We start from the raw sequence: 24,796 nt of genomic DNA, 5'->3' as shown, positions 1-24,796 counted from the left end.
CGTCCGGAAGGGCTCCGATGAAGGCAGATCAGCCTTTGGTTGCTGTGATCGTATCCTTCAGCTTTCGGCGAAACTCGCTGTCGGCAACAAAAGCCTCGGCGTTGGCAACACCCTGCATCCATAAGTGATTGATCGGCCCAGACGACTCTCCATCTTTAAGATGAATGAAGTATTTATCGTTTGAATGAAAATTACAGGTTTCCAGGTTGGCGGCGACAACGCCTTCCGGATTGATTTTTGTACGATCAAGCTTGACCAGATCAGACCGGTTTTTTAACAGATCTACGATTAGCTCTTCTTCATTTAGGCAGTGGGTCGGCCCGATGATTATGATGTCTTCAATGCTGTCAAAGTGCTTATCGACTCGGTCTTTGATTTTTTTGGATATTTGGTACCATTTGCCTGCGAACAATACGTAGTTTGTAGGCGTTGGGGTTGGCAGGGTGGCTTCCCAATTGAGGCGCTCGTAAACCTTCCAGCCTGGCTCAATAGCGCCTGTCTTCAGATTTTCAGTGCGAATTTTGTGAGAGGTTTTTATCTCTTGAATTGTGTGTGCAACCCAGTCGATTAAGCTCGGCGGCGTAATCCTCGATCGAAAGTTTGGTGAATTCAGGCTTGCGGCTGTTGAAGCCTGAATATTGAAGAGCGACCCCTTCAACGTAGTTTTGGATCTCCGAAGGGGTGTAAGGTGGCTAGCTTTGTGCCACTATCTTTGCTCCTGACTTGGATGTGGGCGATGTTCCTGCTTCGAGTTGTCTTCCGAATACCGTAGGGATGCTAATGGCTGATTACAGTACCAACCCAGCGTACGATAAATGCCGCGCGTTCATTGATGGTCGGCGCCTGAAAAGCTGGAGTTGGGAAGATATCGCCAGACTCGGCCGGACGGAGCAGTCAATTGAGAAGGTCAACGATTGGTTCCTATTGCAGGAGCAAATGGACGACTGGCCTTCGCTGGGTAAAAGCCCGCAGGATCGACTTGAATGCTGGAGGAAAATTGTTCGGCACAAGGAACAGGCCGAGCAGCAATCCGTCGCCGCAGCGAGACCCTTGATTGTTGTGGGAGCGGAAGAAGCCGAGCCCGGCATGGCAGTGCCGCAAGACGCGCGAAGTGCATGGCAACTTTACAGAAAACATCTGATCGCGCAGGGCTGGAAGCAAGCCTCGGTCGATAATATTCAAATGTCTGCGGTGCGCGTCCTTCGGCACCTGCGGCAAACCACCCAAGATCGCATGCCTGTAAAAGGGCTGGTGGTCGGGCATGTACAGTCCGGAAAGACGGCCAACATGGCGGGTTTGATTTCCATGGCAGCCGACTATCGATGGAACCTGTTCGTCGTGCTCACCGGAACCCTCGAGAATTTGCGGGTACAAACCAACAAGCGTTTGGTCGGCGACCTGTTCCAGCATGATGGTAACGTCAGCTGGAAGGCGATCGAGCATCCATCGAAGAACAGTCCTTATGGTGCCCGTGCGCAAGACATGCAGTTCGACGCTGGCCGACGAGACCGCCACCTTGTTGTTTGCCTGAAGAACCCGGCTCGGCTGAAGCATCTCATTGCATGGATCAAAGCGCACCCGCTGGGCATGTCGCAGATGCGGCTCGTGGTGATTGATGACGAAGCGGATCAAGCTGGCATCAATTCGAATGACGTTTCGAAGGCTGAGCGTACGGCCATCAACAAACTTATCCTCCAATTGATCAGTTTGCCTCTGCAATGCGTGAACTATGTTGCGTTCACCGCCACACCTGCAGCCAACTTTCTCAATGAAGGTCCAGGAGAGACCCTTTACCCTTCGGATTTCATTGCAGCGCTGCCTCAGGCGGACGAACATTTCGGGCCCGTGCAGATTTTCGGTTACGCCGAACATGATAAAGAGCCGCTTGGAATCGTTCGTGAAATCTCTACAAAAGACCTAGAACAGGTGGGTAACCTTCACCGAGGGGACGACTTGACACTGCCTCACGCGCTGCAAGAAAGCCTGATCTGGTACCTGTGCTGTGTAGCCGTGATGCGATTGTCCGGCGCTGCAAAGCCTGTGAGCATGTTGATCCACACAAGTGCAAGGCAGCTTGATCATGAGTACATGAGCAAAGCGGTGCAGGCAGCGCTCCGGGCGTGGTCGAAGTACGCTGATGATCAGTTGGCCGCTACGTTCAGCCCCGTGTGGAACAACGTTTCGTCACAACTCGATGGTGCGCAGTTTGCCGACCGTTTTCCTGACTACGGCCGGCTCTCCGAGCTTCGTGAACTCCCGGCGTTTGACTATTTTTTTGCAGAAGTACGGACACTGCTGGATGCGGTAACAGCTATCCAGCTGGATGCGGATTTGCAACGGACATACCACCAGGGCATCCATATCTGTGTTGATAACTGTGCCAACAACGGCGTGACTGATGAGAACGAGGTCAGGCGGCTATTCTACCCTGACGCTGAGCACGCTCTGAATTACTGCACAGCGTTTATTGTTATCGGCGGTGGAACGCTTTCTCGCGGGCTGACGATTGAAAACCTCGTCAGCACATTCTTCCTGCGTGGCTCGGGGCAGGCAGATTCCCTGATGCAGATGGGGCGCTGGTTTGGTTACCGCAGAGGCTATGAACTGTTGCCTCGCCTGTGGATGTCCGATGATACGAGAGAAAAGTACGAGTTCATGACTGTCGCGGAAGAGGAACTTCGTGACGATCTACAGCGCTTCATGCATGCCGGTGCCAAGCCTGAAGAGTTCGGGCCTCGGGTCCGTGTCCATGCTCGGCTCGCATGGCTTCGCCCGACAGGTGCGAACAAGATGCAGCGCGCGATCAAGGCAAAATTCGACTTTTCGGGAATCAATCGGCAAACAACCGTTTTTCATGACGGCGATGATGCTGCTGCGGTGCTCAATAATAATTTGTTGTGTACAGAGAAATTTCTGAGCTCGGCAGGTACCGACCTCAGAAAAACCGAATTGAAGGGGGCCAATAGCCTTGTCTGGCGTAATGTCGACGTCGGTCAGGTAGTCCAATATCTTGCGGACCTCTCGTTTCATCCCGGTAATCAGTTCTTCTCCGACATGCCAGCTTTTTTGACATGGCTCGCTGAGCACAACATAGACGCTGGCTATATGAAGTGGAATGTCGTGGTGGCGGGCAACACACCGAAACCGGAAAACAGCTGGGAGATTTCCGGCGAGACTATTGGCCGGATCAACCGTAGCCGCTTCGCCGATAAGCGTTCGGATGATGGTGTGTCCATTGGTACGCTGCGAGATCCGAAGGACCTGCTGGCGGATGCCTATGCTCTTCAAGAAGTTGGTCTTCCGAAGCCGGGTTCTAGTAATTTCCAAGTGGCAGAGGAACGCGACAAAGGTGGTGTCGGAACAGTACCTCAACTGCTGATCTATCTCATCGACAAAGACAGCCCCTATGAGCCTTCTACAAAGGTCGCGCCTGCGCCGCGCCGAGAGAGGCAATCGCTCAATGCCAAAGCTCACATCGTAGGTATCAGCCTTTATCTGCCGGGTTCGCAAGGCAAGCAGAAAAGCTATGTCACTCACGTGACAGTCAATATTCCGGAGACCTTCGTGCCATCGGAAAATAATCTTGAAGAAACGGTAGGCGCGATCTGATACATGAAGTATTACAGCCTCCCATTGCAGCCTATGCAGGAGTCCGGTGCGTTCCTGCTTCGCGCGCTGCAGAATGAAGAAACACCATTGCTGGACTTGCTGGTACGCGAATCCGTTCAGAATGCGCTCGACGCAGGGCGCAAAGATAATCAGGAACTGCCGGTTTCAGTGGATTTCCATATCCGCGAGCATTCGCTGGAGGCTATCGCCTCCATCTTCAGTGAAGGGCTGAACCTGCAGATGCTCGGGAAACGCTATCCACGTACGCCAATGTTGCTTGAGATCCGCGACTCAGGTACCGAGGGGCTGACCGGGCCGATGAACTTCGACAGCGTGTTAGCCAATGGTCAACATGGCAATTTCCTGAAGCTCGTGTTCGAAATCGGCCGGACTCGCACTGATGATAGTGCGGGCGGTTCGTGGGGATTGGGCAAGACCTGTTACTTCCGCATGGGGGCAGGCCTCGTCATATACTACAGCCGGATCGAGACCTCCGAAGGATATGAAGAGCGGCTGGTGGCTTCACTGGTCGAAGATGAAAACCGTGTCGACCGCTTGCAGGTAACTACACAAACCGGCATTGCTTGGTGGGGGGAGAATGATCGACTGCAAGCAATCACGGCGCCGGAGCACATCCGCAATATACTGAAGGCATTGGGTGCCCAGCCGTTCAGCGGTAAAACAACCGGCACGGCAATCATCATCCCATTGCTTAAAGAAAACCTGCTACCAGTCTTCGACCATGATGACGGTCCGGCACCGTGGTGGCACAGCGGTTACGAAGATTACTTAAATGTTGCGATTCAGCGCTGGTTCAGTGCGCGCTTGGATAACCCTTACTTCGCCAGTGGTAGATACTTGAGTGCTTCAGTTAACGGTATGGAGATAGTCAGCGCGGATATGTTGCCGATATTCCGGACCAGTCAGTGCTTGTATAACCGTGCAATAGGAGAGGCACCTGAAGAGGCTGATTATCTGACAGCCAGAGGTATCAAGAGCGACGAGGTGCTTTGCAAAGCTATCCAGTTGCGAGGTGAGTTCGTGGCATCCGGTCACGCGGGCTGGCTGCTTGGCGTGGCGTTGACCTCACGTCAATTGCAGATGGAGGCCCCAGACAACGCCCTCAGCCCGGAAACCTGCATCTTCTCCAAGCCAGGCAGCGGCGCTCCCCATCGACCGATAGTAACATTTATGCGTTCACCTGGAATGAACATCTGTTGGGAAGACAGTATCGATTCGCGAGGCTGGGCCGGTGGGTTTTCCGGTTTTGCAGACGGCCGACACGTGGTGGCGCTTTTTGTTCCAGATTCGGCACAGGTGCTCCTGCCATCCGCAGCTCGAGGGTTACGCTCGAGCATACAAAATCTTGAAGGTTATCTAAGAAGCTGCGAGCGTGCGGACCATGCCTCGTGGGTGGACGTGAACGGAGGGCGAGTGGTTGAAAAGATTCGTGGCCAGTGTGGCCGAATCCTGAAGGATTTCGGCGTGCCGTCCCAGCCCAGCGTAACCGTCAAACCTTCGATGCGTATGTCACGTAAACTGGCCGAACTCGTGTTGCCCAGCAGAGGATTTGGCGGAGATGGGCGGTTTGGCAAAGCGGCGCCGCCTCCGCCCATCGGCCAAGGCTCCAGAAAAGGCGCGGTGGCTTCGCCTGAACTGGAGATAACCGAAGTCAAGCATGCGGCATCCGCCATCGTCATGAAATGGAGCTTGAGGTGGGGACTGGTGCAGCCAGACATACCCAGAGAAATCATCGTTTCCGTGGATTCCGAATCCGGGCCGATCTCCTTAGAGGCATGGATTGTGAACGGGCTCGGCACGTTTCCGTTTCGACTGGAATCACCCCGCATCAGCTGTGCGACCCTTTCTGCAAAGTGCACAGACAGGGCCGACGGAACCTGTGTCAGGCTCACGGTCGATACTACGTTTGCTCAACCGGGGCTAGTGCTGGAGGGGGAGCTTCACGTCAGGATTAATGAACCTAGTGGCAAGTTGTTGCGGCCGGTGGTCGGTGTGCGGATTTCGGATTCCAATGGAGCTGCACAGTGAGTACTCGGTTACCGCTATATCGAATGCTGAATGCGCCACTCGGCGGCGCAAGCGATTCAGAAGTGCTCTTTGTTTTCCGGTCACATGATGGGCTTGATCCGGGGGCGACGGAGGTGAGTGGTAATCAATACGCTTTGGGCAAGGACAGTGACTGGAGTCCGGCCGAACATCCCTTGTTGGTTCAATCCTTGATCGAGCGTGCTCCGCTTCTGGAAGCCATCTTCGGTCCCGAGGGTGTGGCGAACAGCGACGCTGAAGTGTTGCTGGCACTGGAATGGGCATCGGCAGACTCCTGCTGGCGAACACTTGGGCCCGTTCATGGCCTGCGTCACGAAGAAGCAGGCAGCGGTGTGATGCTCAACATCGAACTGGAGCCCGGGACCGTCAGAGGGAGCGGTTTTCTATCTGTTCAGGCGTTTCTAGGCCAATCCAAAGCAAGGTTCGTTCCCGGATTTGCGCATCACCCAGGTGCGCGACTGGGTACTTTGGCACAACCGATCGAAATCATCATCGACGGTGACGGCTCCCTTTTCCCAGTGGTGGAGGAGTCCCTTGGCGCAGACGGTCCACTATGGGAATTGAAAGCTTGTTGGAGCGATCCGCAGGATGAGCCATTCTCAAGCGACTATGTCGCTTTGGTACTCAATAATGCCCACCCGCATTTTGAGCAGTTGCGCGACCGTCGGGCCTTGAATGTCGAGCAGTCGCCGTTGATGCGCCAAGTGTTCGCAGCTTGGCTCGCCCTAGTCATTGCGCAGGTCAAAGAAGACATGGGTGCACAATTCGATACATATCAGGACACGCTCGATACCGATGAAGGTATTGCGAGTATTGCGGATGCAGTGCATACGTTCATTCGAATGGGTGATCTGAATACAGCCTCGCTTCCGGAATTGTTCATATCCACCCAATGCTGGCTTGATCGCCGGATTCGGGCACTGGAGAGCGCGGTATGAGTTTCCCGACACTGAATCTCAAGCTTTCGCAGCGCCACTTTGATGAGATGGTCAAAAGTGGTTCATTTCTCCACGAAGCTTCCAGTCCTGAAATGGAAGAGGTGCGCCGCAAACTCTTTGCCATGGTGTCGATGTATGACCCCATTGCCAGAAGCAACACCTCAGGCCCTGGCGCCTATGACATGAAAGTTGGCCTCGCCCTGTACCAGGTCTTGGGAGAGGCTGGTATGGACATTCGCACCGCAGCTGATGACGGCTGGTGGCGATATTTATCCCTGCGTGTACTGCCTGATCTAGTGAAAAGTCGTTGGGACAGCGCACCACCCGTGCGTTACTGGAAAGGACGAAGCCGCATCTGGTTAAGGGCGTTGTGGTGGACCGTTCACCTGACTTGGCAAGGCACCGAGGAAAACACTCGAAAGGTGTTGGAGAGCGTGACTACCGATACGGTCGTACAACTGGTTGAGCGCCCAGGTAAGGGTGGTTTCAGGATTGATCTGACGCGCTTGATTTTCGGTATGCGATGGCTGCGTAAACCCTCCCAGGATCAGTTCAGGGCAATCATGAAGCTCAATACGGCGCAGATCGTGCTCAAGGAGCCCGTTTTCTGTGAAGGCGGTTTGTTCGGCTACGTCGATGGACTGTTTGCCGATGTAGGATGCGCACTCATTGGTATTAATAGCGATCATGACTGACTTGTTGAAAGAGATTCAGGGAGGCTTTGCCAACCTTGACCAGAGCGGGCGTATGTTGCCCATCAAGGCGATGCCGGCAGCCTGCCCGGCGTGGGTATTTCGTGAAGGCGATAGGTTCGGCGTTGCGGTTGAGTGCCCCGCCCCCCAGGAAATCTCGGAAGGGTTCGCCGGCGCCAGGCTCCGGACAGTGGAGCGGGTGATCGCGGGACAGCAGAGATGCTTCCTGCGCTTGGAGTCGTCCATTGAATGGCTCCGCAATGAGTTCGGGGTGATCTGTGAGCATATGGTCAGCGTCGAGTCCGGCATCGCGGTACGGCAAGCGTTGCTGGCTGATCCTCTTGTTTGGTGGGAAAGGTGGCGGCACCTGCTGGGGAATGCGCTGGTCGACAAGCATGGCTATGACGTGCTCGCTGAACTGCTGGCTCTGGAGACGCTGGTTATAGGAGGGGGCTCCTATGAGTGGAGCGGCCCTTTCGGTGGCGTAGTTGACATTAGAACTCCAACGACCGACTACGAAGTCAAGTCGACGATCAGCCGTTACGGGAGCGTGATCAACATTTCCGGGCAGTTCCAGTTGGCCGCCTCATCGGGTAAGCCGCTACAACTGATTCACTTCAGATTTGAGCCGGTCGATGAAGGTCTGTCGATTGATCTCGTTTGCGATCGTCTCGTTGCTCTCGGCATCGATGCCGCCGTGCTGGAAGGAGCATTACAGCGCCTCGGCATGGAGGCAGGATGTTCGGCGCGAAAAGAGACATACAACTTGCTCGAGGCACTGTCCTATTCGGTTGATGACAGTTTTCCCCGGATAACGCCTGCAAGCTTCAGGGGGGGAGTATTGCCCGCAGGCGTTGTCCAGTTTGAATACAGCGTTGATCTTTCTGGTCTAAAGTCCAAACTGCTATAGAGATTGACTCAGGTTGCGTAACGGTTCGATGGAGGTTCAGAATTACCGGCCTAGTCAGCTTGACGGCTCTGTTTGGAAAGCGGGCCAGGAAATATAACGTTGATCGCAATCCGGCACGGCCTCCAGAAGCCATTGGATCTCTGCTTCCGGCCTGCGGATTCCGCACTCCCAGAGTTCGAAGACGCGCCAACCCTGTTGCAGCAGTTGGTCCCTGTTTCTTAGATCTCGCTTCACGTTCTGCTCTAATTTTGTGCGCCAGAAATCTTCTCGAGACTTGGGATTGGTCGCGTACCGGCATCCGGGGTGCCTGTGCCAGAAGCAGCCATGAATGAATAAGCAGAGGCGGTAGCGAGGTAACACCACGTCGGGGCGACCCGGAAGCTGTCGTGGGTGCAATCGATACCTGAAGCCATGACTGTGCAGCAGCTTTCGAACCTTCATCTCCGGGATTGTATTGCTGCCGCGAATGCCGGCCATCATCCGAGACCTGACTTCTTTGCTGACTACGTCCACCGATCACCCTCCAGATGTGCCTGCTCTTGCTGAAGTTACTACCTTTGAACTGCGCTAGCGCTCCCGAGGCCTATATAAATCGTTCGTTTTCTCGGTGGGCGCGGAGGGGGCAACGATTTTGCTGGTATGGACCATAATTCGAGATTGTCATTTCCGCCGAGAAACTGTTAGTTAGCAATCGTCGTGAGCGCGGCTAAAGCTGCGCTGGTGGGCCAATCCTGGTAAAGTATTGCTGCTCGGCTAACTACGCTGTTGCCATTCCTGTTTTTTTGACTGATGAGCCCATGACTCAATACCAGAACACTCTTTTCCCGCCGAGGGCGACCGCCGAGCCAGCTGTTGCAGTTGAGGGCGCTATCCAGATCGTTGACCTTTTCGCTGGCCCTGGCGGACTGGGTGAGGGTTTCTCATCCTCCGGTGATGGCAATAGATTCGATATCATCGTTTCCGCCGAAATGGACCCTGTAGCCAGGAAGACACTTAAACTGCGTGCCTTCTACCGCTTGCTCAAGCGCGAGTATCCCAAAGGGCTTCAGGACTACTACCGGTATTGCAATGGTGAGGCCGCAGAGCCTAGCACTGCTGAAACGAGAGATTTCTGGATCCGAGCCGATGAGGAAGCACGGCAGATCACCCTAGGATCGCAGGAGGGCGACTCTGAGCTAAATGAACTCATCGACGCAAGATTGAACAAAGATGGGCGTCCCTGGGTCCTCATAGGCGGCCCTCCATGCCAAGCGTATTCAATCGTTGGTCGGGCTAGAAATCAAGGCAAACAGGGCTACGTCGCTGAGAATGATCATCGGCATTTTCTGTATAAAGATTATCTGCGCATCATCAAGGATTATCGCCCTACTGTTTTTGTCATGGAAAATGTCAAAGGGATATTGTCTTCCAAGGTTGGGGGTGAAGGGATTTTTGCGCAGATTCTTAGAGATCTAGTAGACCCTACCCAAGCATTGGATCATGTAGAGGGCGGGCAGAAATATAAGATCTGTTCTCTGGTTTCCGAAGAGTCGATCAGCTCTGCTGACTGCATCGGGAGGGTAAACCCGAAGTCTTTTATCATCGAAGCAGAAAAATACGGGATTCCACAAGCTCGCCATCGAGTCATTCTTCTGGGAATAGCGCTCGACGAGCACGGTAATACCCCATTCCATGACCTCCTGAAAACAGCCGACCCGGTATCGGTCAGACAAGCCATCGGAGGTTTGCCCAAGCTTAGAAGCAAACTGTCGCGGCGTTCGGACTCTCAAGAAGACTGGTACCGAGCGGTTACCGACGAAGTAGACGATTTACTGCGTCACGCGGAAATGGAAGAAGGTAAGCTGATTGCGCCTCTGCGAGCTACTCGTCAAGCACTTTTCAATGCTCCTCAGAGTTCTGGCGGTCATAGAGTGCCTAAGGAGCAAGGACTAGGCAACACGGGTATACCTACACTTGATACCTGGTACCAAGACGCCGATATCAAATACTGGATGAGCCACGATGCTCGCGGACATATGCAGTCCGACCTGCGGCGATACGCGTTTGCAAGCACCTTTGCTGAGCACAACAAGTACTCGCCAAAGGGTCATCAACAATTTTCACTGCCTGGCCTTGCTCCCGCTCACAAGAACTGGGAGAGCGGTAAATTCAGTGACCGCTTCAGGGTGCAGCTCGCAGAGCTTCCGGCAACGACGATCACCAGCCATATCTCGAAGGATGGCCACTACTTTATTCACTACGACCCTGCGCAATGTCGTAGCTTGACCGTTCGCGAGGCCGCGCGGCTTCAGACCTTTCCAGATAACTATTACTTCGAAGGGAATCGAACCCAGCAGTATCACCAAGTGGGCAATGCGGTACCGCCCTTATTGGCAAACAAAATCGCGGAAATTGTTTATGACGTCGTGTGTCGGCGGGTTGCCGAACGTCAAGATATGTAGTGGTCTAATGATTCCTGACACCCATTTAGGCGAAAATTCTCGCCATATCGAGGTGTCAGATGACCAAACAACGTCGTGTTTTTTTCCGCTGAATTAAAACGCGAGGCTGCTGACCTCGTACTTAAGCAGAATTACAGTTTCATTTAAGCTAGTCGCTCGCTCGGAGTTGGCGAATCGACCCTGCGCCGCTGGGTTAACCAGCTTCTGCAGGAGCGCACAGGCGTCACTCCGAAGAGCAATGCGCTGACCCCTGAGCAGCAAAAGATCCAGGAGTTGGAAGCCCGAATCGCCCGTCTTGAACATGAGAAAACGATACTAAAAAAGGCTACCGTGCTCTTGATGTCGGAAGATCTCGAGGGTTCGCGCTGATCCATCAGCTAAGCGCCCACGAACCCATTGAAAGCTTGTGCGAGGTGTTCGAAGTCACCCGTTTGACTTATTACGCTCATCTCATCAGAAGATTGACTCCGAACCTAGAGCGCATTCGTTTGCGCAGTAGCGTTAACGAACTGTTCACCTAAAGCCGAAGCGCAACTGCCCGCCGCAGTAATGTGTTGATGATGCAGGAAGATGGCGAGCAGATCGGCCGTTTCAAGGTGCGTGACTTGATGCGGGAACTGGGGTTGATTAGTAAGCGGCCGGGCTCGCATGCCTACAAAAAAAGCAACGGTTGCGCGACCTGACATTCTAAATACACTTAATCGTGAGTTCGATGTTCCCGAGCCAAATAAGGTTTGGTGCGGTGATATCACCTACATCTGGGCGCAAGGGAAATGGCACTACCTGGCCGTGGTGATGGATCTCTACGCTCGCCGGATAGTGGGTTGGACGTTGTCAGGGATCCCGATGACTTGATGACTAAGGCTCTGGATATGGCTTACGAGCAACGCGGGAAACCTCAAGGGTTACTGTTTCATTCGGACCATGGGTCGCAATGTGGAAGTCGCCACTTTCACCAGCGTCTATGGCGGTACCGCATTAGCCAAAGCATGAGTCGCCGGGGCGATTGCTACGACAACTCGCCGATGGAGCGTGTATTTCGCAGCCTGAAAACCGAGTGGACACCTTCAGTGGGTTATATGTTGGTTCAGCACGCGCAACGGGACATCAGCCATTATTTGATGCATCGCTACAACTGGATACGGCCTCATTAATTCAATGGCGGGCTAAGGCTCGCTCAGGCCGCGAAAAACTTAACGTCGTGTCCGGGATTAGTTGGCCGCTACAACGGCTTATGGTCAATGGCTCGGGGTAATTGAAATTCCACATCATCGAGCCGCTGGCGCGTACTCGAAGCTGCAAGCCATCACCGTCGCTGAGGACGGAGTCTGTACCAGTTGCCTTGACTGCCTTGAGTTGGCGATCGGAGACGCGGGTTGTGTTAGGTAGGCATTGGGCTATCTCCAGCACCGTTTTAGTATCCTGAAAATAACATTTGGTAGTCCGGGATACCGCTTGGGACACCAAAGTGTCTGGAACTCCATAAATCTTCTAAACCCCCAAAAAGCGCTGAAAGCCCGGTATTTATTGAATCCTAGGCACAAAAAAAGACGTCCGAGGACGTCTTTTTTTGTTGAAGTGGTGGAGCCGGGGGGATTTGAACCCCCGTCCGCCAGTACTCCGCTGTCGGTACTACATGCTTAGCCGTTTCTATTAAGTTAACCCTCAGCGACCCGAAGGGCAGGGTGCTTTGGGCGAGTTGTGTAAGTTTTAGCCGATTCGTCCACAACGTACTGCACGGCGATCCTGTTCTATATGACAATCACTTCAGGTTTACAGGCATCCCCTAGTGATTGCTGGACCCGAAGGTACCAGGAGGATGGCTAAGGCAGCTTACGCTGCGAGAGCTTGACCCTCGTAGGTTTCGTCATTGGCAACTATAAGTAGTTGCAACAGTGGATTTACGAGTTCTGTTACCAACTCGGCATGCACCTAGAGTTTCGCAACCGGCGTCGAATCCTAAACGGCCCCGATGCCTGCTGTGTATAACCAGCAAGCTAGCGGAGTCTACGCCTTTCTGACGCAGAAGGCCAACCCAAAGGGGTTACTCACCACCTTTGTTGTTGTTGGCAATGTCCTGGAGCACCTGGGTGGTCAGTGAAACGCAGGCCTGAGTGCCTTCTTTGGTGCCTTTGGATTGTTCTTCCTTGGCCTGGGCGACGGTGCTGTCGATGTTGTCTTGTAAGTCGGAGCTGATTTCGCCAGAGCTGGCTACGGCGTCGTTGATCTTTTGCAGGTTGATCTGGCAAAGGTCGTCTGCCGCAAACACCGGGGAGGCCAACATCACTGCGGATATAAACAGACCAGCAAGAGCGGTACGCTTCATGGGGAAAACTCCTTGTGCACAGGGTAGGCCCGGTGTTTCCAGGCTCGGTTTTATGCCCCAAACATTGGGGCCTTAAGCCAATTGACTATAGCCACGCTCGGGAGTTCTGCCTGGGTCAGGCCATTAATTTCTGGTTTTTTTTGTGCCCGAAAGTAGAGCGAATATTTGATTTGGTGGGAGCGGGCTTGCTCGCGATGGCATCGACGCGGTGTATGGGTCACACCGCAGCGATCCTGTCGCGAGCAAGCCCGCTCCCACATTTTCAGGCCTGGGCGCTGGTGACGCGGTCTACCAGGTACACCAGGCCGTGATAGTCGATCCCGCCATGCTGGCTCAAGCCAATCTCACAGGTTCGGCTGGTGGAGATCCCTTCGCTGCAATATTGCACCGCGTCTTTCAAAGTGCGCAGTGAGTGGGCGTTCAGCTCCGGGGTGGTAAAGCCTTTGTCACCGGCAAAGCCGCAGCAATGGATACCCTCGGGGATCACCACGTCGGTGCTGCACAGCCGCGCAATATCGATCAGGGCCTGGCTTTCGCCCAGGTGCTGGGTGCTGCAGGTGACATGCACGGCAATCGGTGCGGTTTGCGGGGTAAAGGTCAACTTGTCCACAAGGTGGGTGCGGATAAAGCGTACCGGGTCGTACAGGTCGAGGCGACTTTCCCCCAGGTCCTGCACCAGGCGCAGGGTGCAGGGGCTGGTGTCGCAGTAGATCGGGTCAAGCCCGCCACGGCTGGCATGCAGCAGTGCGCCGATCAGTTCCTGGCGCTTGTGTTCGGCTTGTTCGTTGTAACCTTTCGACGCAAACGGCTGGCCGCAGCACAGGCTGTCCATATTGTCGGGGAACACCACCTGGTAACCGGCTTTTTCCAGCAGGCCGCGGGTTTTGTCCAGCAACGACATTTGTTCTTTGTCTCCTGCCGCCGGGCCCATGACCCGCGACACGCAAGCCGCCAGGTACACCACCCGCGGGCGGGCATCCTTGACCGGCGGGGTAAAACGAATCGCCCGCTCCGGCTGGGGCATGGCGTTGGTCCACAAGGGCACGCGGCCTTTGCTGGCCTTGCTCAGGGCCGATGAGAGTTTTGCCAGTCGCGGCGCCCCCAGCAGCATGCGCGCACCATTGGCCACGTGCAGGGTAAAACGTGCCCCCTGCAGTGCTGTGGTGAAGTGACTGGCCAGCCAGTCAGCCGTTTTCACACTGTCAGCGCTGCGTGCCCGGAGTTTTTTCACCAGTTCGCCGGTATTGATGCCCACCGGGCAGCGTTGCGCGCATAAACCGGTCGCTGCGCAGGTATCAATGCCTTGATAGGCGTAGGCTTTTTCCAGCTCCGTGGTGTCGATGCCGGCGCGTTTCCTGGCCTGGATATCGCGCCAGATCACAATCCGCTGGCGTGGACTCAGGGTCAGTCCCTTGGACGGGCACACCGGTTCGCAAAAACCGCACTCGATGCACTTATCCACAATCTCGTCCGCCGCAGGCATCGGCTTGAGGTGTTTGAGGTGGATATGCGGGTCTTCGCTAAGCACCACGTCGGGGTTGAGAATGCCCTGCGGGTCGAGCAAACGCTTGAGCGTCCACATCAACTGGTAGGCGTCGCTGCCCCATTCCAGCTCAACAAAGGGCGCCATATTGCGCCCGGTGCCGTGCTCGGCCTTGAGCGAACCGCCAAATTCCACGGCCACCAGTTGCGCCACGTCATCCATAAAGGCCTGGTAGCGCGCCACTTCCTCGGGGTTGTTGAAACCCTGGGTAAAGACGAAGTGCAGGTTGCCCTCCAGCGCATGGCCAAACAGGATCGCTTCGTCGTAGTGGTGCTTGTCGAACAGCTCGATCAGGCGGTTGACGCCGATGGCCAGTTGTTCAACGGGGAAGGTCACGTCTTCGATGATCACCGTGGTGCCGGTTTTGCGCACCGCCCCGACGGCCGGGAAGGTGTCTTTGCGGATCGCCCACAGCTTGGCGTTTTCTTTAGGGTCTTCGGTGAAGTCGACCTGTTTTTCAACCGGGAAATCGACCAGCGAGGCCATGATTTGCGCCAGTTGTTCGTGCAGCAAGGTCTGGGATGCTGCGCGGGACTCGATCAATAGCGCGCAGGCATTGGCCGACAATTGTTGTACGAAAGCCGGCATGCCGGGTTTGTCCTGCACCGAACGCAGGCTGCGACGGTCGAGCAGTTCCACGGCAGACACGGGCTGGCTTTTAAGCACGGTGACGGCGTTGCAGCAGGTCTCGACATCCGGGAACACGATCAGCGCCGAAGCCTTGTTCGGGTGGTCGATCACGGTGTCGTAGGTCACCGCGCTGATAAAGCCCAGGGTACCTTCGCTGCCCACCAGCAGGTGGCTGAGGATATCCAGCGGGTCGTCGAAATCCACCAGGGCATTAAGGGACAGGCCTGTGGTGTTTTTCAGACGGTATTTGTGGCGGATTTTTGCAGCCAGTTCAGCGTTGGCGCGGGTTTCGCGAGCCAACGTCCCCAACTGCTCGAGCAATGGCCCGTGGCTTTGGCGAAAGGCGGCGATGTTGGCGGCATCTTCGGTGTCGACCCGGGTACCGTCGGCCAGCACTACGCGCAGGCCCGCCAGGGTGTGGTAGGTGTTTTGCGCGGTGCCGCAACACATGCCGCTGGCATTATTGGCGACGATGCCGCCAATTTTGCAGGCGTTGATCGATGCCGGGTCTGGGCCGATCTTGCGTCCGAACGGGGCCAGCCAGGCGTTGGCCTGGGCACCGATCACTCCCGGTTGCAGGCGGATTTGCCTGCCCTGGCCGCGGATTTCCTTGCCGTTCCAGTTGTCGCCGAGCACGATCAGCACCGAGTCGCTGATGGCCTGGCCAGAGAGGCTGGTGCCCGCTGCGCGAAAGGTCACCGATACCTGGTCGCGACGGGCCAGGCGCAGCAGCTCCACCACTTCATCTTCGGACTCGACGCGAATCACCAGCTTGGGGATCAGTCGGTAAAAGCTCGCATCGGTGCCGAACGCCAGGGTCGACAGCGCATCGGTAAAACGGCGGTCCTGGGGGATCAGTCGCTCGGCATCACGCACAAAGGCGGCGGGCAGGCTCATGCATCCTCCAGAATCAGCACGATCAGGTCTTTGGGACCGTGGGCGCCGTAGGCCAGCACTTGCTCGATATCGGCGGTTTTCGACGGGCCGGACACCAGTAACGCATTGGTCGGCATGCCGGCGGTCCAGTTCATTTCACGCTGCACCTGATAAAAGTTGTCGCGGATTTCGCTGGCCTTGAGCAGGGCGAAATGCACCGGCGGCACCAGGCTCATCAGCCGTGGTTCTTCCGGGGTTGGCCACATGATCAGGCTGCCGGTGGCAGCAATTGCCCCCAGGGTGGTGGTGAAGCTGGCCGGTGTATCGTTGAACAGTTCGGCTTTCCACGCTTCTACCGGACGGTCGTAGGCTTTAAGTGCTGGCAACCCGGGGTTTTGTGCCCAGTGTTCGCTGACCTTTTGCCCGTGCGCTGTAGTCGGTGCGATCAGCAGGCTTGGCAACTGACGGTCGGTGACCAATTGCGCGAGCAATGCAGGCCAACCTTGCTCGGTACTGAGGTGGATTTCAGTGTGGACCGCTTCCATCAGCTTGCGCAGTTGCGGGATACGTTGCTCCGGGGTGTAGGTCCAGGGCTCTGTGACCAGCACTTCGTCAAAATTGTCAGGCACCGGTGTGGTGCCCGTCAGGCTTTTACGCAGTTTATTGAGGATGTTTTGCTTGGCGCTCATCGTGTTTCTCCCGACTTTTTCGCCAGATGCTCGCGGGCCATATCGTGCAGCGAACGGGCGGCGGGTTTGGGCGCGCTGTGGTTTTGCGTCCACGGGCCTACCTTGCTCGGCGTCAGGGCGCGCAGACGGGTAGCGGCTTTCAGGAAGGTGCGGTAAAGCGCGGGTGAGCTGTTGAGCTTGGCCCACATATTCCAGATCAGGCGCTCTTTACGCGAATACTTGCTGCCCTGACCACGCATGATGCGCGGTACGGTATCGGGGGCTTTGACGTTTTCTTCACGCAGGCGCCGCAGCAGGGCCGGGATCGGGATTTTTACCGGGCACACTTCGCCACAGGCACCGCACAGCGATGAGGCGCTCGGGTGATCCGGGACTTTGTTCAAGCCCACCATATGTGGCGTGATGATTGCGCCAATCGGGCCGGGATACACCTCACCGTAGGCATGACCGCCAATGCGGGTGTAAACCGGGCAGTGGTTCATGCAGGCACCGCAGCGAATGCAGTTCAGTGTCTGGCGCAATTCGCTGTCGGCAAACGCCTGGCTGCGACCGTTATCGAGCAGCACCAGGTGCACTTCTTCAGGGCCGTCCAGCTCGCCGGGTTTGCGTGGGCCGGAAATCATATTGACGTAGGTGGTGATGGGCTGGCCAAGGGCCGAGCGGGTCAGCAGGGACACCAGCGGTACAACGTCGCGCAGGTTCTCGACCACTTTCTCGATGCCGGTAACGGCAATATGCACAGGCGGCACCGTGGTCGACATACGCCCGTTGCCTTCGTTTTCCACCAGCAGCAGGGTGCCGGTTTCAGCAACGGCAAAGTTGACGCCAGACACGCCGATGTCCGCTTCAAAGAATTTCTGGCGCAGTACGCGGCGGCCGATCTGGATCAGTTGATCCACGTCCTTGGTGTATTCCACGCCGAGTTTTTCGTGAAACAGGTCGGCCACTTGCCCGGCGTTCTTATGGATCGCGGGCATGATGATGTGGGAGGGTTTTTCGTTGTCGAGTTGAACAATATATTCGCCCATGTCGGACTCAAGGCATTCAATGCCCTGGGCGCCGAGTACGTGGTTCATCTCCATCTCTTCGCTGACCATCGACTTGCCTTTGATCACCTGTTTGGCGGCGCGCCGGCGGGCGATGGACATGACGATTTGATTGGCTTCGTCGACGGTTTCAGCCCAATGAACCTGCACGCCATTACGGGTCAGGTTGGCTTCCAGTCGTTCCAGCAGGTCAGGCAACTTGGACAGGGCGCGGGCGCGGATGGCGTTGCCCAGAGCGCGCAAGTGCTCGCGCTCATGGGCGTCGCTGAAGGCAACAGCGCGCTTGGTCATCAGAGAATCCATCGCACTGCGGAAGTTGTTGCGCAGTTGCTTGTCACCCAGGGCTTCGTGGGCGCGCTCGCGGAAGTCTTCTTCGACCGCGACGGTAGGGATCAGGGTGCTGGCGCTCATTGGCCACCTCCGGTGCGCTGCCACAGGAAGCTGGCCAGATGCTGGCCGCGCAGTGATTCCTTCTGTTTTTCCAGGGAGCCGTTGATGTTCATCAGGCAGCCGCAATCGGCGGTGAGTACTTGATGGGCGCCGGTATCAATCAGGGAGCGGGTTTTGTCAGCGACCATGGCGCCGGAAATATCCGGCATGCGTACGCTGAAGGTCCCGCCAAAACCGCAGCATTCACTTTCGTGGCTGTGGTCGATGCGCTCCACATTGCCCAGTTGCGCGAGCATTTCGCGGCCGTGCAGGTGGGTGTTCATTTCGCGACGTGCCGAGCAGGAGGTGTGCAGTGCGACCTTGACCGGGGCGCCGTGGTCCTTGAACTGGACCTTGCACACAAACAGCAAAAATTCGGTGAGTTCAAAGGTGCGTTCAGCCAGGGCGTGAACCTTTTTCAGGGTGTCGGGCTCGTCCTTGAACAGGTCTTCATAGTGTTCGCGCAGCATGCCGGCGCAGGAGCCGGAAGGCACGACGACCGGGTAGTCTTCGGCGAACAGGGCCAGTTGCGCACGGGCAACTTCCCGGGCCTGCTCGGTGTAACCCGAGGTGTATGCCGGTTGACCACAGCAGCTCTGGCCTTGGGGATAATCGACGTCGATACCTTCGCGTTCGATCAGGTGGATGGCGTCCATCCCGGCTTCGGGGAAGAACAGATCGACCACGCAGGTGCCGAACAGGTAGACCTTGCGCGGTTTTTGCGCGGGGTATTGGCGGGGTACAGGCAAGGGCGGGGCGACACGGGTCGCATTCGGCACGGCGTTGTAAAAAAGCTCGCTCATCAGGCGTCTCCGGGTGGTCCCGGTTATGTGTCCACCGAGGTGGACCGGGTCGTGAATTACTGTCGCCGGGGCTGTGCCCCGGCGACATTAACGTGCAGTAACCATAGCGCTTATCAGTGAACCAGCATGCCGGTGAACCAGTAGGCCTGGGCCAGGGTGATCAGGCCGACGATGGTGGCGAAAAACAGACTGTGCTTGAGGGTGAAGCGGAACAGGTCCGATTCTTTGCCCACCAGGCCGGTCGCCGCACAGGCGACAGCGATCGATTGCGGGGAAATCATCTTGCCGGTCACGCCGCCACTGGTATTGGCAGCCACCATCAGGGTGTCACTGACGCCGATCTGGTGCGCGGTGGTGGCCTGCAACGAGCTGAACAGGGCGTTGGACGAGGTGTCGGAGCCGGTCAGGAACACGCCCAGCCAACCGAGGAACGGCGAGAAGAACGGGAACGCGGCGCCAGTACCTGCCAGTACCAGGGCCATGGTCGAGGACATGCCCGAGTAGTTGGTGACAAAGGCAAAGGCCAGCACCATACCGATGGAAAGAATCGGCCAGCGCAGTTCGTAGAAGGTTTCTTTTAAAGTGGTCAGACCAGTCTTGATGTCGATCTTCAGGATCAGCATCGAGATCAGTGCCGAGAAGAAAATCGCCGTGCCGGTGGCCGAAATCGGATCAAGTTTGAACACGGCGGCAATCGCGGTCGGCGCGTTGACGATAGGGGCGGTCTTGATCACCAGTTGGTCAAGGTGCGGGATCGCGAAGTTGAACACCCAGCCGTACATCGAGCCGCCGGCAGAGAACATCGCCTTGAACGGTTTGAGGGTCCAGATGGTGACCAGCACGGTAAGGATCAGGAACGGTGACCAGGCTTTCAGAATCTGCATCAGGCTGTAAGGCGAAGCCATCAGGTTGGTCGGTTTACCGAAACCACCTGCGCTCGCGGTAACAATTACGTCAGAGCTAACGCCAGCAATTCGTGCACCTGCGCTACGTTTTGGCTGCCAGACTTTCAGAAACAGGGTCAGGCTGACCAGGCTGGCCAGGGCCGAGGTGATGTCCGGCAGTTCCGGGCCAATGTAGTTGGAGGTGTAGTACTGGGTGATGGCGAAGCTCAAACCGGCCACCAGGGCTGCGGGCCAGGTTTCACGCACGCCGCGCAGGCCGTCCATCATGAATACCAGCCAGAACGGCACGAACAGCGACAGCAGTGGCAACTGGCGACCGGCCATGGCGCCGATCTTGAACGCGTCGATACCGGTGACCTGACCCGCCACGATGATCGGGATACCCAGGGCGCCAAACGCGACCGGGGCTGTGTTGGCGATCAGGCACAGGCCAGCGGCGTACAGCGGGTTAAAACCCAGGCCTACAAGCAGTGCTGCTGTAATTGCTACCGGCGCACCGAAACCGGCTGCACCCTCAAGGAAAGCACCAAAGCAGAAGCCAATCAGCAGTACTTGCAGACGCTGGTCGTCGGTGATCGACAACACGGAGCTGCGGATGATTTCGAACTGGCCGCTTTTGACGGTCAGTTTGTAGAGGAACACCGCGGCAACGATGATCCAGGCAATTGGCCACAGGCCATAGGCAAATCCGTAGCCCGCTGCTGCGAAGGCCATATCGACAGGCATCTGGAAGGCAAAGATGGCCACCAGAATCGATAGGGCAAGGGTGATGCTGCCGGCGACGTGACCTTTGAGACGGAACACGGCCAAGGCGAGGAAGAAGAATACGATCGGGACGACGGCCGCGAGAGCGGACAGGCCGAGGCTGCCGAGCGGGCTGTAGAGCTGTTGCCAGGTTTGCATATGGGGTGGCCCCTAATTGTTATTGGTCGATGCTGCAGACTGTGTTTGGTATATTGGTATTACCAATTTACAATCACTGTTGGCTAGGTTAAAAGCCTTATGAGGCATGTGTCAATTTGCCGCCTCACAAACTTTCGTCGGGGTGTTCGTTGTCCGGGCATCTGATGGGGTTTTTAGCGGTGTTTCTGATGGGTGTATGCGTGGCGCCAATCGGCGAGAATAGCGGCCCCCGGCGCGTGGTCGGGAGGGTGGAGAGCAGTTATGGGGTTTGATCAGATCCGGCAGCGCCGTTTGTCGGACGATATTGTCGAGCAGCTCGAGGGCATGATCCTCGAGGGCACGTTGAAGTCAGGTGAGCGCTTGCCTGCCGAACGTGCGCTGGCGGAGCAGTTTGGGGTGTCGCGCCCTTCGTTGCGGGAGGCGATCCAGAAATTGTCGGCCAAGGGGCTGCTGGTCAGTCGCCAGGGTGGCGGCAATTATGTGGCGACATCCTTGGGCTCGACCTTTAGTGATCCTTTGTTGCAACTGTTGGAAAGCAACCCTGAAGCGCAGCGCGATCTGCTTGAGTTCCGTCATACGCTTGAGGCTTCGTGCGCTTTTTACGCGGCATCGCGTGCCACCGAGATGGACCGTGAGCGGCTGCGGCTGGCTTTTGAACGGTTGCAGGACTGTTATGCACGGGTGGATGAAGTCAGTCGCGCAGAAGAGGGGGAGGCCGATGCCAACTTCCACCTGGCCATTGCCGAAGCGAGCCATAACGCGGTGTTGCTGCATACGATTCGCGGGTTATTCGACCTGCTCAAGCGCAACGTGGTGACCAATATTGGTGGCATGTACAAGCAGCGCAGTGAAACGCGCGACATGCTGATCAGTCAGCATCGCGAGTTGTATCTGGCGATTATCGAGGGCAGGGCGGAAGACGCCCGGGAAGTGGCGAGCCGTCACCTGGTGTATGTGCAGGAAGTGCTGGAAGAAGTGCGTCAGGAAGTTCAGCGCATGGCGCGGGCCGAGCGGCGCAATGGCTTGTAATTGTTGATGCAAACCCTGTGGGAGCGGGCTTGCTCGCGATTCATGCAACTCGGTATTCAGGTATACCAAGTCGATTCCATCGCGAGCAAGCCCGCTCCCACAAGAGCTGAGGCAGCATCAAGACAGTTGCTCCCACGAGTACAAGGGCTGAAGAACTAGTCTTCCTTGCCCTTGTTGCGCACCGCACGTTGCAGCTCGCGATCGGAATCGCGCTCACGCTCGGTATGACGCTTGTCGTATTCCTTCTTGCCTTTACCCAGGGCAATTTCGCACTTGATCAAGTGCTTGCTCCAGTAAAGCGAGAGGCAGACGCAGGCGTAACCCTTCTGCTGCACCGAGGCAAACAGCTTTTCCAGCTCGCGCTGGTTAAGCAGCAGTTTGCGGCTGCGCGTTGGGTCGGCAATAACGTGCGTGCTGGCTGTCGTCAGAGGCGCGATATGGCTGCCGAGCAACCATGCTTCACCATCCTTGAGTAGCACGTAGCTGTCGACCAGCTGTGCCTTGCCTGCACGCAGACTTTTTACTTCCCAGCCGGCCAGGACCAGACCAGCCTCGAACCGATGTTCGATGAAGTAATCGTGTCGCGCCTTTTTATTCTGCGCGATGGTCCCTGTTGGGTGTTTCTTCTGTTTAGCCATAGGGGCAGCATTATAGGCAGTTGCGAGCGTGTCGGCTACGGGCACCTGCGTGCTTGAGCACGTAGGGTGATTCCCGGACAATGCGCCCTCTTTTTTTAGTGGTTGGGCGTAGTAACGATGTCGACAGACAAGGTTTCTGTCCACGGCAGTTGGGCAAGCCGTTGGGTCTTTATTTTCGCTGCGACCGGTTCTGCCGTGGGTTTGGGCAGTATCTGGAAATTCCCTTACATGGTTGGCGTCTATGGCGGCGGCGCGTTTGTGTTGGTGTTTTTGGCCTGTATCGCGCTGATCGGTGTGCCGGTGATGCTGGCTGAAACCCTGATCGGGCGGCGTGCCCGGCTGAGTCCGGCGAATGCCTTGAAGGTGTTGGCGGTCGAGGCGGGGCACTCGGGGCGTTGGTCGTGGGGGGCTTTTGCCGGGATGATCACGGCGCTGCTGATTTTGTCTTTCTATAGTGTGGTGGGCGGCTGGTCGCTGGATTACATCATCAATATGGGCAAGGGCGATTTTCAGGGGGCGACGGCCGATCAGGTCGGCCAGTACTTTGGTGATGTGATTTCCAATCCCTGGCGCCTCACTTTTTGGCATACCGGGTTTATGTTGCTGTCTGCGTATGTGATCGCCAAGGGGGTGGTGGCGGGGCTTGAGCGCAGTTTGCGGATCATGATGCCGCTGCTGTTTGTGCTTCTGCTGGTACTGCTGGGTTACAGCATGACCACCGGGCACTTTATGCAGGGCGTACATTTCATGTTCGACTTCAACCCCGATCGCGTACTCGACGGGTTGCTGGCCGCGATGGGCCATGCGTTCTTTTCCCTGAGCGTGGGCGTGGGGTCGATCATGATTTATGGCGCATACATGCCCAAGAATGCATCGATCTCGGGCACCGTAGTCGGGGTGGCGCTGATCGACACTTTTGTCTCATTGCTCGCCGGGCTGGCATTGTTTCCAATTGTATTTGCGTCGGGGCTCAACCCTGGTGAAGGCCCGGGCCTGATGTTCGTGACCTTGCCGTTTGCCTTCGGTAACGTGGCCTTTGGTCAGTTGATGGGCGTGGTGTTTTTTGTGCTGGTGGCAGTCGCTGCCTGGAGTTCGGCCATTTCGTTGCTTGAGCCAATGGTGGCCTACCTGGTGGAACGCACCAGGGTGCGGCGCTTGTGGGTCACTTTCTGGCTGGCTTTCAGTTGCTGGTTTGTTGGCCTGGGCACGGTGTTTTCGTTCAATATCTGGAAACAGGCGAAGTTTTTCGTGAACGAAGATTCCGGTTTTCATCTCTATCAATGGGGCGCGGCCAGCGGTCTGGACTTCTTTGGTGTCGTCGATTTCTTCACCTCGCGTATCATGTTGCCCTTGGGCGGCCTGTGTTTTGTGGTCTTTGCAGGCTGGATCATGGGGCGCGGCGCGGTTCGTGACGAATTGTCGATGCGCAGCCCGGTGATGTTCGCCCTGACTCTTTTTTTGATGCGCTATGTGGCGCCACTCGGCATTCTGATTGTGTTTGCCGCCCAGCTGTGGAAGTAACGCTGACATGACTACCCATATCCAACGCTCTGCCTTGTTGCCTTATCCAGCCCAGGCGCTGTATGACCTGGTGAATGATGTGGCGAGCTACCCGCAGTTTTTGCCGTGGTGTTCGTCTGCCGAAATCCTGGAAAGCACTGAAGTGCTGATGCGCGCCAGCCTGGGGGTGGCCAAGGGTGGCCTGAGCCAGCACTTTGTCACCCGCAATACCCTGGTGCCCGGGCAGTCCATCGAGATGAACCTGGAAGAAGGTCCTTTTACCAAGCTGCACGGCCTGTGGGTGTTCAAACCTTTGGGTGACAAAGCGTGCAAAATCAGCCTGGACATGACCTTTGATTACGCCGGGGCCATCGTCAAGGCCACCCTGGGGCCTTTGTTCAATCAGGCGGCCAATACGCTGGTGGATGCTTTTTGCCAGCGCGCCAAGCAGTTGTATGGCTGAGCCGGTGATTGAAGTTGAGGTGGTTTATGCCGCGGGCGATCGCCAGTGCCTGCTGACCGTGGTTGTGCCGCAAGGCACGACGCTGCGGGCAGCGGTATTGGTGTCGGGCATGGGGCGCGAATTTCCCGAGGTTGACCTGACTAATTGCCCGGTGGGGATTTTCGGCAAGCAGGTGGCTGATCCTGATACCCGGGTGCTGCAGGCAGGGGATCGTATCGAGATGTATCGAGCGCTGCTGGCCGACCCCAAAGAGATTCGCCGTCAACGTGCGGCCAAGGCTGCCGAGGCCAAGCGCCTCAGTCAGCCCTGACGGCTTTCTTGCAGGCAACAAAAAGCCCGGCATGCCGGGCTTTTTTGTA

General features: G+C 56.5%; 19 protein-coding genes, 1 other RNA gene and 2 pseudogenes. 11 read left to right on the top strand and 11 right to left on the bottom strand.

The window, feature by feature from the left end:
* Positions 1–28 precede the first annotated feature (28 nt).
* A complete protein-coding gene (locus tag ACP7BE_RS21450; protein ID WP_426107171.1) occupies positions 29–658 on the bottom strand; it encodes a TIGR04141 family sporadically distributed protein in 630 nt (209 codons plus the stop codon).
* Between the two features lie 122 nt (positions 659–780).
* Here ACP7BE_RS21450 and ACP7BE_RS21445 point away from each other — a divergent pair, with 122 nt between their 5' ends.
* The 5 genes from ACP7BE_RS21445 to ACP7BE_RS21425 are packed head-to-tail and all read left to right on the top strand — an operon-like array spanning position 781 to position 8,216.
* A complete protein-coding gene (locus ACP7BE_RS21445) occupies positions 781–3,609 on the top strand; it encodes a Z1 domain-containing protein (protein ID WP_426107169.1) in 2,829 nt (942 codons plus the stop codon).
* Between the two features lie 3 nt (positions 3,610–3,612).
* Positions 3,613–5,658, top strand: a complete 2,046-nt coding sequence (locus ACP7BE_RS21440; protein ID WP_426107167.1) for a hypothetical protein — start codon at positions 3,613–3,615, stop codon at positions 5,656–5,658.
* Positions 5,655–6,614 (top strand): hypothetical protein, encoded by a 960-nt coding sequence (locus tag ACP7BE_RS21435; RefSeq protein WP_426107165.1) that lies wholly within the window; start codon positions 5,655–5,657, stop codon positions 6,612–6,614. The genes ACP7BE_RS21440 and ACP7BE_RS21435 overlap by 4 nt, the downstream gene beginning before the upstream one ends.
* The gene (locus ACP7BE_RS21430) at positions 6,611–7,309 is read left to right on the top strand and encodes a hypothetical protein (RefSeq protein ID WP_426107163.1); all 699 of its coding nucleotides are present in this window, start codon (positions 6,611–6,613) and stop codon (positions 7,307–7,309) included. Before ACP7BE_RS21435 ends, ACP7BE_RS21430 begins: the two co-directional genes overlap by 4 nt.
* Positions 7,302–8,216 (top strand): PD-(D/E)XK motif protein, encoded by a 915-nt coding sequence (locus ACP7BE_RS21425; protein WP_426107161.1) that lies wholly within the window; start codon positions 7,302–7,304, stop codon positions 8,214–8,216. The genes ACP7BE_RS21430 and ACP7BE_RS21425 overlap by 8 nt, the downstream gene beginning before the upstream one ends.
* A gap of 54 nt (positions 8,217–8,270) precedes the next feature.
* On the opposite strand, the gene ACP7BE_RS21420 is transcribed toward ACP7BE_RS21425, so the two are convergent.
* The gene (locus ACP7BE_RS21420; RefSeq protein ID WP_426107159.1) at positions 8,271–8,729 is read right to left on the bottom strand and encodes a very short patch repair endonuclease; all 459 of its coding nucleotides are present in this window, start codon (positions 8,727–8,729) and stop codon (positions 8,271–8,273) included.
* 284 nt (positions 8,730–9,013) lie between these two features.
* On the opposite strand from ACP7BE_RS21420, the gene ACP7BE_RS21415 reads away from it, so the two are divergent.
* Together ACP7BE_RS21415 and ACP7BE_RS21410 are read left to right on the top strand one after the other, a co-directional pair.
* Entirely contained in the window at positions 9,014–10,657 is a 1,644-nt protein-coding gene (locus ACP7BE_RS21415; RefSeq protein ID WP_426107157.1) for a DNA cytosine methyltransferase, read from the top strand.
* A gap of 59 nt (positions 10,658–10,716) precedes the next feature.
* Positions 10,717–11,912 (top strand): annotated as a pseudogene (locus ACP7BE_RS21410) (IS3 family transposase).
* Here the strand turns inward: ACP7BE_RS21410 and ACP7BE_RS21405 are convergent.
* The 8 genes and pseudogenes from ACP7BE_RS21405 to ACP7BE_RS21370 all read right to left on the bottom strand — a co-directional run.
* Positions 11,882–12,067, bottom strand: a pseudogene (locus tag ACP7BE_RS21405) (hypothetical protein); the annotation flags it as partial. The pseudogenes ACP7BE_RS21410 and ACP7BE_RS21405 sit on opposite strands and share 31 nt — an antisense overlap.
* Before the next feature lie 169 nt (positions 12,068–12,236).
* Positions 12,237–12,628: a transfer-messenger RNA gene (gene ssrA, locus ACP7BE_RS21400) on the bottom strand.
* A gap of 73 nt (positions 12,629–12,701) precedes the next feature.
* Positions 12,702–12,983, bottom strand: a complete 282-nt coding sequence (locus tag ACP7BE_RS21395; protein WP_095002535.1) for a hypothetical protein — start codon at positions 12,981–12,983, stop codon at positions 12,702–12,704.
* A 262-nt stretch (positions 12,984–13,245) separates the two neighbouring features.
* Complete coding sequence (locus tag ACP7BE_RS21390) at positions 13,246–16,053, bottom strand: FAD-binding and (Fe-S)-binding domain-containing protein (RefSeq protein ID WP_426107155.1); 2,808 nt, start codon at positions 16,051–16,053, stop codon at positions 13,246–13,248.
* Complete coding sequence (locus tag ACP7BE_RS21385; RefSeq protein WP_095020676.1) at positions 16,050–16,721, bottom strand: LutC/YkgG family protein; 672 nt, start codon at positions 16,719–16,721, stop codon at positions 16,050–16,052. Before ACP7BE_RS21385 ends, ACP7BE_RS21390 begins: the two co-directional genes overlap by 4 nt.
* A complete protein-coding gene (locus ACP7BE_RS21380; RefSeq protein WP_095002538.1) occupies positions 16,718–18,178 on the bottom strand; it encodes a LutB/LldF family L-lactate oxidation iron-sulfur protein in 1,461 nt (486 codons plus the stop codon). The genes ACP7BE_RS21385 and ACP7BE_RS21380 overlap by 4 nt, the downstream gene beginning before the upstream one ends.
* Positions 18,175–18,999 (bottom strand): (Fe-S)-binding protein, encoded by an 825-nt coding sequence (locus tag ACP7BE_RS21375; protein WP_138738796.1) that lies wholly within the window; start codon positions 18,997–18,999, stop codon positions 18,175–18,177. The genes ACP7BE_RS21380 and ACP7BE_RS21375 overlap by 4 nt, the downstream gene beginning before the upstream one ends.
* Positions 19,000–19,112: 113 nt before the next feature.
* Positions 19,113–20,807 (bottom strand): lactate permease LctP family transporter, encoded by a 1,695-nt coding sequence (locus ACP7BE_RS21370; RefSeq protein WP_095020679.1) that lies wholly within the window; start codon positions 20,805–20,807, stop codon positions 19,113–19,115.
* A gap of 261 nt (positions 20,808–21,068) precedes the next feature.
* Here ACP7BE_RS21370 and ACP7BE_RS21365 point away from each other — a divergent pair, with 261 nt between their 5' ends.
* A complete protein-coding gene (locus ACP7BE_RS21365; RefSeq protein WP_016783458.1) occupies positions 21,069–21,836 on the top strand; it encodes a GntR family transcriptional regulator in 768 nt (255 codons plus the stop codon).
* A 155-nt stretch (positions 21,837–21,991) separates the two neighbouring features.
* Here ACP7BE_RS21365 and smpB read toward each other — a convergent pair whose 3' ends face one another.
* The gene (smpB, locus tag ACP7BE_RS21360; RefSeq protein ID WP_048383611.1) at positions 21,992–22,474 is read right to left on the bottom strand and encodes an SsrA-binding protein SmpB; all 483 of its coding nucleotides are present in this window, start codon (positions 22,472–22,474) and stop codon (positions 21,992–21,994) included.
* Positions 22,475–22,591: 117 nt separating this feature from the next.
* Between smpB and ACP7BE_RS21355 the strand changes: the two genes are divergently transcribed.
* From ACP7BE_RS21355 to ACP7BE_RS21345, 3 genes are read left to right on the top strand one after another with little or no spacing between them, the layout of a single operon-like run.
* The gene (locus ACP7BE_RS21355) at positions 22,592–23,995 is read left to right on the top strand and encodes a sodium-dependent transporter (protein ID WP_095002541.1); all 1,404 of its coding nucleotides are present in this window, start codon (positions 22,592–22,594) and stop codon (positions 23,993–23,995) included.
* Between the two features lie 7 nt (positions 23,996–24,002).
* The gene (locus ACP7BE_RS21350) at positions 24,003–24,437 is read left to right on the top strand and encodes a type II toxin-antitoxin system RatA family toxin (RefSeq protein ID WP_095002542.1); all 435 of its coding nucleotides are present in this window, start codon (positions 24,003–24,005) and stop codon (positions 24,435–24,437) included.
* Positions 24,430–24,747: an RnfH family protein gene (locus ACP7BE_RS21345; RefSeq protein ID WP_426107150.1), complete on the top strand. Its 318-nt coding sequence runs from the start codon at positions 24,430–24,432 to the stop codon at positions 24,745–24,747. Before ACP7BE_RS21350 ends, ACP7BE_RS21345 begins: the two co-directional genes overlap by 8 nt.
* The last annotated feature ends 49 nt before the right edge of the window (positions 24,748–24,796 follow it).

The sequence above is a fragment of the Pseudomonas sp. TWR1-1-3 genome, from assembly GCF_049896805.1.
Lineage (GTDB): Bacteria > Pseudomonadota > Gammaproteobacteria > Pseudomonadales > Pseudomonadaceae > Aquipseudomonas > Aquipseudomonas bubulae.
This window is presented reverse-complemented; position numbering and strand designations above follow the sequence as displayed.